Annotated in this window: 10 protein-coding genes and 3 pseudogenes; 2 read left to right on the top strand and 11 right to left on the bottom strand. The window is 53.6% G+C overall.

Going from position 1 to position 12,047, the window contains the following annotated elements; all coding sequences use genetic code 11:
- Window positions 1–148: 148 nt before the first annotated feature.
- Both IKE44_RS08725 and IKE44_RS08720 read right to left on the bottom strand, forming a co-directional pair.
- Window positions 149–736, bottom strand: coding sequence for a fatty acid metabolism transcriptional regulator FadR (locus IKE44_RS08725; protein WP_033010670.1), 588 nt, complete (start codon window positions 734–736; stop codon window positions 149–151).
- Between the two features lie 48 nt (window positions 737–784).
- Window positions 785–2,291 (bottom strand): annotated as a pseudogene (locus tag IKE44_RS08720) (AMP-binding protein); the annotation flags it as partial.
- Between the two features lie 20 nt (window positions 2,292–2,311).
- Between IKE44_RS08720 and IKE44_RS08715 the strand changes: the two are divergent.
- Window positions 2,312–2,956 (top strand): annotated as a pseudogene (locus IKE44_RS08715) (IS1595-like element ISBsm2 family transposase); the annotation flags it as partial.
- Window positions 2,957–3,279: 323 nt separating this feature from the next.
- On the opposite strand, the gene IKE44_RS08710 reads toward IKE44_RS08715, so the two are convergent.
- The 7 genes from IKE44_RS08710 to zapA form a co-directional block, all read right to left on the bottom strand.
- Window positions 3,280–3,489 carry a hypothetical protein gene (locus tag IKE44_RS08710; RefSeq protein ID WP_049626569.1) on the bottom strand — a complete coding sequence of 70 codons (210 nt, stop codon included), beginning with the start codon at window positions 3,487–3,489 and terminating at the stop codon, window positions 3,280–3,282.
- 77 nt (window positions 3,490–3,566) lie between these two features.
- Complete coding sequence (locus IKE44_RS08705) at window positions 3,567–3,731, bottom strand: hypothetical protein (RefSeq protein WP_162839634.1); 165 nt, start codon at window positions 3,729–3,731, stop codon at window positions 3,567–3,569.
- Window positions 3,732–3,745: 14 nt separating this feature from the next.
- Entirely contained in the window at window positions 3,746–4,153 is a 408-nt protein-coding gene (locus IKE44_RS08700) for a DUF350 domain-containing protein (protein WP_287465648.1), read from the bottom strand.
- A 14-nt stretch (window positions 4,154–4,167) separates the two neighbouring features.
- Window positions 4,168–6,522 carry an endonuclease MutS2 gene (locus IKE44_RS08695; RefSeq protein WP_310794014.1) on the bottom strand — a complete coding sequence of 785 codons (2,355 nt, stop codon included), beginning with the start codon at window positions 6,520–6,522 and terminating at the stop codon, window positions 4,168–4,170.
- A gap of 20 nt (window positions 6,523–6,542) precedes the next feature.
- Window positions 6,543–8,267 carry a DNA polymerase/3'-5' exonuclease PolX gene (gene polX / locus IKE44_RS08690; protein WP_049625691.1) on the bottom strand — a complete coding sequence of 575 codons (1,725 nt, stop codon included), beginning with the start codon at window positions 8,265–8,267 and terminating at the stop codon, window positions 6,543–6,545.
- Between the two features lie 42 nt (window positions 8,268–8,309).
- The gene (locus IKE44_RS08685) at window positions 8,310–8,849 is read right to left on the bottom strand and encodes a CvpA family protein (RefSeq protein WP_044742486.1); all 540 of its coding nucleotides are present in this window, start codon (window positions 8,847–8,849) and stop codon (window positions 8,310–8,312) included.
- A complete protein-coding gene (zapA, locus tag IKE44_RS08680) occupies window positions 8,842–9,117 on the bottom strand; it encodes a cell division protein ZapA (RefSeq protein WP_014196491.1) in 276 nt (91 codons plus the stop codon). Before zapA ends, IKE44_RS08685 begins: the two co-directional genes overlap by 8 nt.
- A 111-nt stretch (window positions 9,118–9,228) precedes the next feature.
- On the opposite strand from zapA, the gene rnhC reads away from it, so the two are divergent.
- Entirely contained in the window at window positions 9,229–10,158 is a 930-nt protein-coding gene (gene rnhC / locus IKE44_RS08675) for a ribonuclease HIII (protein ID WP_287465645.1), read from the top strand.
- A 145-nt stretch (window positions 10,159–10,303) separates the two neighbouring features.
- Here rnhC and IKE44_RS08670 read toward each other — a convergent pair whose 3' ends face one another.
- A complete protein-coding gene (locus IKE44_RS08670) occupies window positions 10,304–10,969 on the bottom strand; it encodes a type 1 glutamine amidotransferase domain-containing protein (RefSeq protein WP_015375566.1) in 666 nt (221 codons plus the stop codon).
- 228 nt (window positions 10,970–11,197) lie between these two features.
- Window positions 11,198–11,905, bottom strand: a pseudogene (locus IKE44_RS08665) (MMPL family transporter); the annotation flags it as partial.
- Window positions 11,906–12,047: the final 142 nt, after the last annotated feature.

Raw genomic sequence — 12,047 nt, 5'->3', positions numbered from 1 at the left:
TTTTTTGTCCCCGTCGCCCTTGACGACTCTTCCGCACCTTTGGCGGGTGTTGGTCAAGGGCGAATCCGGCCCTCCGCATGCCCCACGATGCTCAATGGGATGATCTGTGTGGAGTTTTCATAGAACTTTTGACGCTACCCTGCCTTTCCTAACGCCCGGCGGCGCACCCTTTGATGAGCAGTTCGTACACCGGATCGGCGAGCGCGGCTAGGTCGTACTTTTGCTCGTTCATCACCCACGTCGTCACCGTTTCATCAAGGGTGCCAAAGATCATTTGCCGGGTGAGCCGGACGTCTAAATCTTGGCGAAATTCCCCTTTTTCCATCCCCTCCATGATGATGCGGTCGATGAGCCGCAAATATCCTTTCAGCACGTCATTAATGCGATGGCGCAGCTCTTTGTTCGACTGACGCAACTCAAGCTGCGTCACGACCGCCATATGCGGATCAGCAGCGAGGGCGGAAAAATGAGTTTTCACCAACACATACAATTTCTCTAGGGGGCTTGAAATTCCTTCTGTCTCTTGTTCAATTTTCTCGATGAACGCCCCCATCTTTTCCTGAAAAAGCGAAATTAAAATATCCTCTTTGTTTTTAAAATAAAGGTAGATCGTGCCGTCGGCGACACCGGCCTGCTTGGCGATTTTCGACACCTGTGCTTGATGGTAGCCGTGCTCGGCGATGACGACGACGGCCGCGTCAATAATTTGCTTGAACTTCGGCTTTTCTCTGCGCAATCGTCATTCTCCTTTGCTTCCGATCCCCATCTTCAAGTGAATGAATCATCATTCATATTCCCATTTTACGAATTGTTCCGACGATTTGTCAAGCCTTATTTTTTTCTTGCTCTGCGAGAACACGGCGCAAAATTTTGCCGACCGCCGTCTTCGGCAATTCGCTGCGGAACTCGTACAGGCGAGGCACTTTGTAAGCAGCCAGGCGCTGGCGCATAAACACGTCAAGCTCCTGTTCGCTGCACATCTCCCCCGGCTTTAACACGACGAACGCTTTCACCGTCTCGCCGCGGTACGGATCCGGAACGCCGATCACGGCCGCTTCCTGCACTTTCGGGTGCTCATACAGCGCTTCTTCGACTTCGCGCGGGTAAATGTTGTAACCGCCGGCGATAATGACATCTTTCTTGCGGTCGACGATATAAAAATACCCACGCTCATCCATATAGCCAATGTCGCCGGTGTACAGCCATCCGTCGCGCAGCACTTGCTCAGTCTCCTCCGGCTGGTTCCAGTAGCCTTTCATCACTTGCGGCCCGCGCACGACGAGTTCTCCACGCTCGCCGGGCTTTGCTTCCTCACCCGTTTCCAAGGAAACAATTTTCGCGTCCGTATCCGGCCGCGGAACACCGATGCTTCCTTTCACCCGCTCCCCGTCCCAAAGAAAGTTGCTATGGGTGACAGGGGATGCCTCGGTCAACCCGTATCCTTCAATCAATTTTCCGCCCGTCACCTGTTCAAACTGCTCCTGCACCTCAACCGGTAGCGGAGCGGATCCGCAGATGCAGACGTTGATCGAAGATAAATCATATTTCAGCAAATCCGGATGGTTCAACAAAGCGATGTACATCGTCGGTGCGCCTGGGAACATCGTCGGCCGGGTGCGCTCGATTGCTTTTAATGTTTGCTTGACATCAAAGCGCGGGAACAGCACCATTTTGCTCGCCATCATCACGGACAAATTCATCACCGTCGTCATGCCGTACACGTGGAAAAACGGAAGCACACCGAGCACCGTTTCTTTTCCTTTTTCGCATTTATACACCCAATGGGCGCACATGAGCGTATTGGCGATCAAGTTGCGATGCGTCAACATGGCCGCTTTCGGATGTCCCGTCGTGCCGCCTGTATATTGCAGCAGCGCCACATCTTCCACGGGGTCGATGTCCACCCCGATCGGAGCGGTTTCCTTGCGGCTCATGATCGTACGGAACAGATGAACAGTTTCGCTTTCCGCGATGCGGACAATCGGCATGTTTTGCTTCCATTGCACAAGCGGATACAGCCATTTCTTCACCGTGGGCAAATACTCTTGCATTCTCGTGACAATCCAATGCTTGACCGGCGTCCTCCCTTTCACCTTTTCCGTCTTTGGATACAAAAGATCCATCGTCACGAGCACCGAGGCGCCGCTGTCGTTCAGCTGGTATTCAAGCTCATACTCGGTGTAAAGCGGATTCGTCTGCACGACGATGCCGCCCGCTAGGAGCGTCCCGTAGTAGCTGATCACCGCCTGCGGGCAGTTTGGCAGCATCACCGCCACCCGGTCTCCTTTTTTGAACACCAAGGCGGCGCAAAATTTCAACTGCCTTTTATTGGCGACACAAAATTCTATATGCGATTCGTTCTCTTGGTCATCCAACACTAAAGGGAATCGTGGAAAGCGATGAAACTTACTTTTTAGAAAGTGAAAAAGGCAAAAAGTTCATCGCTCACAGAAAGGCTCGTAAACGTGGCGGTGTAGCCAAAAAACGTGGCATTTCTGAAGAACAAATTTGTGTGGTAGTTGCACACGATAGAAACGGACAAATCCTTTCCCAAATGGTAGGAAGAGGTCGTGTTACGGCTATGGAAATTGATGAGGTGTTAGGAAAACATATTGACACCTCTGCTTTGCTATGCACAGATACAGCAACCAACTATAAAAAATTCGCTACGATGAAGGAATTACAACACGAAGCCATTAATGTTTGCAAAGGTGTCTATACAAAGAAAGGAATTTACCATATTCAACACGTCAACGGGTATCATACTCGTTTGAAAAAGTGGATGGATAGGTTTCAAGGTGTAGCAACGAAATACCTTGATAACTACTTATTCTGGCATCGTTTTCTTGAATTGAATAAGAAGATACCGAAAAAAGAACAAGCGAAAGAAATGTTCCTTGCCTCTTGCCAACAAGTAAATTTTACAACTGTTGAAACAATTAGAAGGAGTGCATAAATCAATCCCCTCCTAAGGCATTGACCTTGTAATTACTTCAATGACTAACGTAAGAACACCTAAAACGATGGTCATTAAAGTTGAACTGAATAATACTTTTCTACTGACAACAGTAAATTTTTGGTTTTTAATGAACTTTCGATAAGCAAAATAGACGAAAATACCCAATATAATTGAGAAAATCCAACTTATTAAGCCCACTTGTGTAACCAATTTTCGCCAATCGAAAACCCAAAAGTATAGAATGGCGAAATGAATGGCTACTAAGGGTATCGTTATGATTACCGATATTAACCTTAACATAATCATCACTCCCAGATTTATTATACCATTATTTTTAAAAAAATTTGGTAAACATTTATTGAGGTTATTAGCAACAATTTTTTAGAAAAGAGCCTTCCGAAAAAATCGATGGCGTCTTTGTCGCCATATTGTTCCGCCGTCTCCCACAAATAGTCGGAAAGCGTTTTCTTTGGATAGTCGAGCGTAGCAGGAATGGACGGCGGATAATGAGCGAGCCACGGTTTTTCCATATGCATCCCTCCTTGTTTCTATTTTATTTCACTTTTTGTAATTTTTCATCTAAAAAACGCCTCGCCTGAGCGAGACGTCACCAAAACCAGTACACCAAACCAATGAAGAAAAAGCACGCGCAAATGACAAACAAGATTTTCGCCAGCACATCGACCGATCGGTTGCGCACCGCCATATACGCGATGCCGGCGATCAAAAACAGCCCGACCGCAATCAACAACCATTTGACTACTGCGTTCATTCGGTTGTTCCCCTTTACTGAATCCCTTCGCCGATGACAAACGACAAACCGACGGAAATGACCATCGAGATAAAGCCGACCGCCCGGTTGTCGTTGGCGATTTCATCATCGATGTTAAACTTCGGCGTCAAAAATTCATAAATAAAATACGTAGCGAGCAGAAGCAAAAACCCGTACACGCCCCAGCCGACCATCGACAACAGCGACTCATGGTGGGCGAGCGCGTAACGAAAAATATTGGCAATGCCAAAAATCTTTCCGCCGGTTGCCATCGCCACTGCCATATTGCCTTTTTGAATTTCTTCCCAGTTTTTATACTTCGTGACGAGTTCAAACACGGCCAAAAACACCACGATGCACAGCACGGCGACGCTGAAATTGGCAGCGGTTCTCACCATTTCGTGCTCCCAAAACGGCGCCATCATTCTCGCCCCCATCATTTCAGTTCCACGACCGTCACCCCGGTCCCGCCTTCATTCGCCTCACCAAATCGGAAGCTTTTGACCGCCCTGTGCTGCTTTAAAAACTGCTGCACCCCTTGACGGAGCGCGCCTGTCCCTTTGCCGTGGATGATGGAGACGCGCGCATATCCGGCGAGCACGGCGTCATCCAAGTATTTCTCAAGCCGAAGGAGCGCATCTTCGTACCGTTCGCCGCGCAAATCAAGCTCAAGGCTCACATGGGCGTCCTTGCCTTTCACGGTCGCAATCGGCGTCACGTCGTTCACCGGCGCGCTGCCGATGTATTCTAAGTCACGCTCGTGAATTTTCATTTTCAAAATGCCGAGCTGCACTTGCCATTCATCGTCCGACACTTTTTCGATCAAGTAGCCTTTTTGGTTGAGGCTCGTCACCTTCACTTCATCACCCGGCTGGAATACATGGCGCGGCGCCTGTTTTTTTGCTCTTTTCCGTTTCTCGACTTTCGGCACGGCGGCGGCGAGCCGCTGTTTTGCCTCGGCGAGCTCATGTTCTTTCACTTCCGCCTGCTTTTCTTTTTGCAGGCGGCGCAGTTCATGGATCACCCGCTCGGCTTCGCGCTCGGCGGCGCGGATGATGTCCGTTGCCTGCTTCGCCGCTTCAGCCAGCCGCTCTTCTTTTTCCTCTTCGAGCGCTTCGAGCTTTTGCTCCCACTCGGCGCGCAGCCGCTCCGCTTCCTCCAACGCCGCGCGCGCCCGTGCTTCGTCTTCCTCGGCTTGCTTTTTGCTCCGTTCGAGCGACGCGATCATGTTTTCCACGTTATGGCTTTCCGCGCTCACTTGCGCTTTCGCCCGCTCGATAATCCGCTCATCCAACCCCAAGCGGCGTGAGATGTCAAAGGCGTTGCTGCGGCCGGGAATGCCGATCAATAGTTTATACGTCGGACGGAGCGTTTCGGTGTCAAATTCAACGCTCGCGTTCACCACCCCGGGGCGGTTGTAGCCGTACGCTTTCAATTCGGGATAATGCGTCGTCGCCACCGTCCGCGCCCCGCGCCCGTGCACTTCATCCAAGATGGCGATGGCAAGCGCCGCCCCTTCCTGCGGGTCGGTGCCTGCTCCGAGCTCATCAAACAGCACAAGGCTTTGGCCATCGACATGGCGCAAAATGTCGACAATATTGACCATATGGGACGAGAACGTGCTCAAGCTTTGTTCGATCGACTGCTCGTCGCCGATATCCGCGTACACTGCGCGGAACACCGCCGCTTCCGATCCGTCGGCCGCCGGGATAAACAGCCCCGCTTGCGCCATTAATGTCAACAAGCCGACCGTTTTTAACGTCACCGTTTTCCCGCCGGTGTTTGGGCCTGTTATGACGATCGTCGTATAATCGCCGCCGAGTTCAATGTCATTCGGCACCGCCTTTTCTTGATCAAGCAGCGGATGGCGGGCCTGCACAAAGCGAAGATAGCCTCGGTTATTGACCGCTGGCTTCGCGGCTTGCAGCCGGCGGGCGTATTTCGCCTTGGCAAACGCAAAATCGAGCGCCGCAAGCGACTCAACCGCCCGCGCAAGCGGTTCAGCCTGCTCAGCGACTTTTGCCGACAGTTCGCGCAAAATGCGTTCGATTTCTTGCTTTTCTTTCGCCCGCGCTTCGCGGAGTGCGTTGTTCAACTCGACGACCGCCTGCGGCTCGATAAACAGCGTCGCCCCGGACGCCGACTGGTCGTGGACGATGCCGCCATAGGCACTGCGATACTCTTGTTTCACCGGAATGACATAGCGGTCGTTGCGGATCGTAATGATGGCGTCCGACAGCCGCTTTTGCGCCGACGGCGAGCGAATGATGCTCTCAAGCTTCTCGCGGATGCGCGCTTCCACTGACCGAATTTGCCCGCGGAGCGAACGGAGGCGGTCGCTTGCGGCATCCAATACCTCGCCATGGTCGTCGATCGAACGGCGAATGTCATGCTCAAGCGCCGGCACCTCCACGAGCTCATCGGCATAAATGGACAGACGATCCAATCCCCCCTGCTCTTCATGCAGATCCATAATCAGCCGTTTCATCTGCCGGCTTGCGGTCAAGGTGGATGCCGTTTCCACGAGTTCTTGCGGACTGAGCACGCCGCCGATCGACGCCCGTTTCAAATGAGGGCGAATGTTGACAACTCCGTCAAGCGGCGCATAGCCAGCAAGTCGCAAAACAGCGGCCGCTTCATCCGTTTCCTCAAGCCAAGCGGCCACCTCCTCCAAATCGGATGACGGCATGAGCGCCTCGATTTTTTCCAAACCGAGCGGCGAGGACGCATGCTCAGCCAACTGCTCTTTCACTTTATCGAACTCCAAGGTGTGAAGCACTTTTCGTTGCACGTATCTGACCCCCAGCTCATTCATTTCGTTCGTTTGTCGCGCAAAAACTGCCGCAGCTTGTCAAGCGGCCATGTGTTGATGACCGTTTCGTTCTTGATCCAGCCTTTCCTTGCCGTCGCCACGCCAATAGCCATATCATCAAGCATGTCCAAATGGTGGGCGTCCGTGTTAATGGCAATATACGCCCCCGCTTCCTCGGCTTTTTTCACGTAAGCTGCCGACAAATCGAGACGGCTCGGGTTGGCGTTTAACTCAAGCACCGTGTTCGTCTCGGCCGCGAGTTTCATGAGCCGATCGAGATCGACGTCATAACCGCCGCGCTGGCCGATGAGCCTTCCGGTCGGATGGGCGATGACATCGACGTACGGATTGCGAAACGCCGCCTCGAGCCGCTTCATGATCGCCTCGCGCGGCTGTTTGAACGCAGAGTGAATGGCGGCGATGACAAAATCCAGCTCCTTGAGCACGTCATCATCGTAATCGAGCGTCCCGTCCGGCAAAATATCCATCTCAATGCCGGCGAGGATGGTAAAATCCGAATAGCGCGCGTTCAGCCGTTCGATTTCCTCGCGCTGGCGCCGCAATCGATCCGGCGTCAAACCGTTGGCGACTTTCAAAAATTGCGAATGGTCGGTGATGGCCATATACCGATAGCCGCGGCGGCGGCACGCCTCAACGAGCTCCTCAAGCGAACACGCCCCGTCGCTCCATGCCGAATGCATATGCAAATCGCCTTGAATGTCTTCAAGGCGGACAAGCGGATATCGATCCGAATAGCGCTCGATTTCCGTGCCGTCTTCACGCAGCTCCGGGGGAATGTGCGGCAGCCCGAAATGGGCGTAAAACGCCGCTTCATCCGGGAACGTTTTCACCTTGCCAGTCGCTTCGTCTTCCACGCCGTATTCGCTGATTTTCTCCCCGCGCTCTTTGGCGAGCTGGCGCATGCGCACGTTATGCTCCTTCGATCCGGTGAAATGATGGAGCGCGGTCGCAAACTGCGCCCCGCTAACCAGCCGGAAGTCGACGGCCACATCGTCGTCATAGCGAAGCAGAAGCGACACTTTCGTTTCCCCAGCAGCGATGACCTCGCGGACACGCTCAAAACGAAGAAGCCCGTCGCGCACCGCAGCCGGACGGTCGGTGGCGATGACATAATCCAAATCTTTCACCGTTTCGTTTACGCGACGCAAACTGCCGGCCCGCGAGAAGCGGATCACGCCATCAAGACAAGCAAGCTGGCGTTCCACATCCGCCGCGGCGGCGAGCACCCGAGCGAGCGGCAGCCGCTCAGGGCGTTTGCCCGCCTCCTCAATCGCCGCCAACAACTTTTCCTCCGTTTTCGCGCCAAAACCAGGAAGCTCCCGCACTTTTCCCACCAGACACGCTTCTTTCAATCCATCCATATCGACAATACCGAGCTCTTGATGCAGCTTGGCGATTTTTTTGCCGCCAAGCCCCGGGATCTTAAGCAAGGAAAGAAGCGTTTCCGGAATATCGCGCTTTAATTCCTCGAGCACCGATGATGAACCGGTTTCGACAAACTCGGTGATGATCGCCGCCGTGCTTTTGCCGATGCCGGGAATGGCGGTGAAGTCGCCGATTTCCGCGAGGCTCCGCTCATCCGTTTCCAAGGCGTTCGCCGCTTTGCGGAAGGCGTTGACCTTAAATGGATTTTCTCCTTTGATCTCCATATACAGTGCGATCGTTTCAAGCAGGCGGATGACTTCTTTTTTATGGACGCTCATCCCCATTTCCTCCCTTTCCCGCAAAACCGCGGCCACGCCCGGTCAGACGCGGCCATGAATCCACCAGTTGCCAAGCATCTCCGACAACACCGGCGTATGTTTCACAATCACGGTCGCCATAAGCGAACGCTGCAGCTGCTCCTGCACGCTGTCAATCGGCACGAGCGCCCCGATATACAACAGCAAAAAGACGAGCAAATACACTTCCGCAAACCCGAGCGCCGCCCCCGCCAGACGGTTGACGCTTCGCAAGAGCGGCAGTTGGGCGACGAAATCAAGCATCGAGCCGATGATTTGCAGGACGATTTTCACAGCAAAAAACAAAAGCGCAAAGGAAATCGCCCGATAATAGGCATCGTCCAAATGCGTGCTCTGAAACAGCAGCTTCATCGTCTCCGGATCTCCGAACGTCGGATACGGAATCCAAAGGCGCAATGTCGGCACAAACCGTTCATAATAGCGATAGGCGACGAAAAAGGCGATGAGAAACCCGGCCATATGAATGAATTGAAGGATAAAGCCGCGCTTCAGCCCGATCATCGCCCCCATCAACAGGACAAACAGCAGCACGACATCAATCATCCTGTTTCCCGTCCTTTTCCTGTTTCAGCTGTTCCGCCAGCCGTTGATATTGTTCTTTCAGTTTGAGATACTCACTGGCGATGTTGACGGCTGTCAACACGGCCAGCTTCGGCACATCAAGGAGCGGATTTTTCTCGCTGAATTCATGCATTTTATCATCAACGAACGCCGCCACGAGCCGGATGTGGGCCGGGCTTTCCGCGCCGACGATCGTGTAGTCTTGTCCATAGATGCGGACGCTCACTCGCGTTTTTGGCTGTTCTGTCAAGCTTTCTCCCCCATTTCGCCAAATCCTACTGTTTATCATATCATGAACGCTGGTATAATGGAAAGAAGCGACACACAGCAACGATAGAGAAGATAAAGGAGCGATCGAACGTTGTCAAACTATGTGATTCAAGCCGACCAACAGCTGCTTGAGGCCTTGCGCGCCCACTATGAAGGCGCCTTGTCCGACCGGCTTCCGGCTGGAGCGTTGTTTGCCGTCAAACGCCCGGATGTCGTGATCACCGCCTACCGCTCAGGCAAAGTGCTGTTTCAAGGGAAAGCGGCGGAGCAAGAAGCAGCGAAATGGATATCAGGGGCGATCGCCTCAAACGAAACAGCTGACCACCAGCCGTCCGCTTTGGCAGCTCATCAACTCGGGTCTCTTTCCGCCATCGGTTCCGATGAAGTCGGCACCGGCGATTATTTCGGCCCGATCGTCGTCGCCGCCGTCTACGTGGATCGGCCGCATATCGCCAAAATCGCGGCGCTTGGCGTGAAAGATTCGAAACAATTGAACGATGAAGCGATCAAACGGATCGCACCAGCCATCATGGAAACCGTGCCGCATGCGGTCACCGTGCTGGATAACCCCCAATACAACCGCTGGCAGCGAAGCGGCATGCCGCAGACGAAAATGAAGGCGCTCCTTCACAACCGGACGCTCGTGAAACTCGTTGACGCCATCGCGCCCGCCGAACCAGAAGCAATCATCATCGACGAATTTTTAAAACGGGATTCGTATTTCCGTTACCTTTCCGATGAAGATCGCATTATCCGCGAGCGGGTGCACTGCCTTCCCAAGGCGGAAAGTGTCCACGTATCAGTCGCCGCCGCCTCGATCATCGCCCGCTATGTGTTTTTAGAGGAGATGGAGCAATTATCCCGCGCCGTCGGCCTCCTGCTTCCAAAAGGTGCCGGCGCCATCGTTGACGAAGCCGCCGCCCGGATCATCCGCGCGCGGGGGGAAGAAGCGCTCGCGGCGTGCGCCAAGCTTCATTTCGCCAATACGAAAAAGGCGCTTGCCATCGCCAAGCGCCGGTAGTGAAGGAGTGGGATTGATGAACAATGATGTTTGTTTGAGTTTATCTAGCACCACGGGTAATATGTGTGTCCCTGCATCCCGTCATGAAGAAAGGGTGCCCCGTTCTCTTGGGACACCCCTTTGCCGCACATTCAGCCTTTATCGCTCACGCCCGCTCTTCCAGCGCGGCGACGACTTTTTCCGCCGTGCTTCGGCTTGATTGCGGATTTTGCCCGGTGATCAAGTTACCGTCGCGCACCGAGAAATCGGTCCATTTCTCGCCGTGGACGAAATTTGCACCGCGCAGGCGCAGCGTCGACTCGAGCAAAAACGGCATATGCACATCAAGCCCGACTTCACGCTCTTCTTCATCCGTAAATGACGTGACCGTTTTTCCTTTCACAATCGGCGTGCCGTCTTTGTATGTGGCGTTCACCAGCCCTGACGGACCGTGGCAGACAGCGGCGATGATGCGCCCGTCTTCGGCAAACTGCTGCAAGACGTATTGCAGCGTTTCATTGTCGGGAAAATCGAACATCGTCCCGTGTCCACCGGGAAGGAAAATGGCGTCAAACCCGTGTGCATCATCCTTGCTTAAACGTGTTGTGTTCTTCAGCACTGCTTCCGCCTCCGCCCAAGACGGGTCTTTTTCATTGATGCTGCGCGGGTCAAGCGGCACCTCGCCGCCTTGAATGCTCGCCACTTTCACGTCATACCCTTTTTCTTTAAATACCAAATACGGTACGGCAAACTCCTCAAGCCAAAGCCCGGTTTTATGGTCGTCGGTGATCGTCGTATGGTTCGTCACCACCATGAGCACTCGTTTCGTCATGCGGCAGCCCTCCTTTAGGTTTTGGAATGTTCTCTACTACTCATCATACTTTATGTTGGGCAAAAGAGGAAAAAATATGCTTTGTGAAATGGAAAAGGAATGAATCGCTGGCGGACGATCAAGCAACGAGCACCTATATTTCGTTGATGAGGAGAGGCGGCATCGTGCCAGCTCTCCTGAAAAAGAACGCCGCCCCCAGCATGCGGGGAGCGGCGTTGACTCGCCTTCCTAACTGATTTTTTGTTGTTCCAGACCATCCACTTCGCTCACTGGCTGCCGAAACGGCCACCAGTTCGCGCGGCCGAACGTGCGGACCATGACCGGCACAAACAGCGGCAGAACGACGAGGGCGTAAAGGAGAAGCCCTGTCAGCACAATCGTCGCGATTTGCAAGAGCGACAAGACACCGGACGGATACATCGCGGCGAACGTTCCGCCTAAAATCACGGCGGCCGAGATGATGACCGGCCCCATATGGCCCATCGCCGACAGCATCGCTTCCTTCACCGGCCAGCCGCGGTATTCGTTGAACCGATCCATGAGGAAGATGCTGTAGTCGATGCCAAGCGCCAACAGCAACACAAAGGCGAAGAACGACACCGCCCAGTTCAAGCCGGCATAGCCGAGGCCGTTGACGAAAATGAGTTCGGTGACGGCCATCGATGTGTAATACGTCAGGACGAGCGACAAGATCAAATAGAGCGGCATGATAAGCGAACGAAGGAGCGCTGCGAGCACGATGGCGATGCCGATCAACATCAGCACGGCCGTCCGTTTATAGTCGGCGTTTGAGATCGCCTGCAAATCGGCGTACGTGCTGGTGACGCCGCCGACAGCGATCGTCGCGTCTTCCCACTTCGTCCCTTTCACCGCCCGCTCAGCGGCGGTGTGAATGTCATCCACACGGCTGAGCGCCGATGTCGAATACGGATTTTCTTGTGAACTACCCACCACCTACGCTTCGCTTAGAGGTGGGGGCTTCAAGCGACTTGTGTGTGTTCGCTGAACGGTAAGCCACACACAAGAACCCTTTACGCTTCCCTTCGTTCCGAAGGTGTCCGTTCTAGCCATATTCTAT

Origin of the sequence: Geobacillus sp., assembly GCF_017515625.1 — a bacterium.
Taxonomy (GTDB): Bacteria; Bacillota; Bacilli; order Bacillales; family Anoxybacillaceae; genus Geobacillus; species Geobacillus stearothermophilus.
Note: the sequence above shows the minus strand (reverse complement) of the source record. Positions and strands in the feature narration are given on the sequence as shown.

Coding starts and splice junctions, on each gene's coding strand:
- IKE44_RS08685 (WP_044742486.1), bottom strand. CDS start 8,849: ATGATTGATGTCGTGCTGCTGTTTGTCCTGTTGATGGGGGCGATGATC.
- IKE44_RS08670 (WP_015375566.1), bottom strand. CDS start 10,969: ATGACGAAACGAGTGCTCATGGTGGTGACGAACCATACGACGATCACC.
- IKE44_RS08705 (WP_162839634.1), bottom strand. CDS start 3,731: ATGAACGCAGTAGTCAAATGGTTGTTGATTGCGGTCGGGCTGTTTTTG.
- IKE44_RS08700 (WP_287465648.1), bottom strand. CDS start 4,153: ATGGCGCCGTTTTGGGAGCACGAAATGGTGAGAACCGCTGCCAATTTC.
- polX (WP_049625691.1), bottom strand. CDS start 8,267: ATGAGCGTCCATAAAAAAGAAGTCATCCGCCTGCTTGAAACGATCGCA.
- IKE44_RS08710 (WP_049626569.1), bottom strand. CDS start 3,489: ATGGAAAAACCGTGGCTCGCTCATTATCCGCCGTCCATTCCTGCTACG.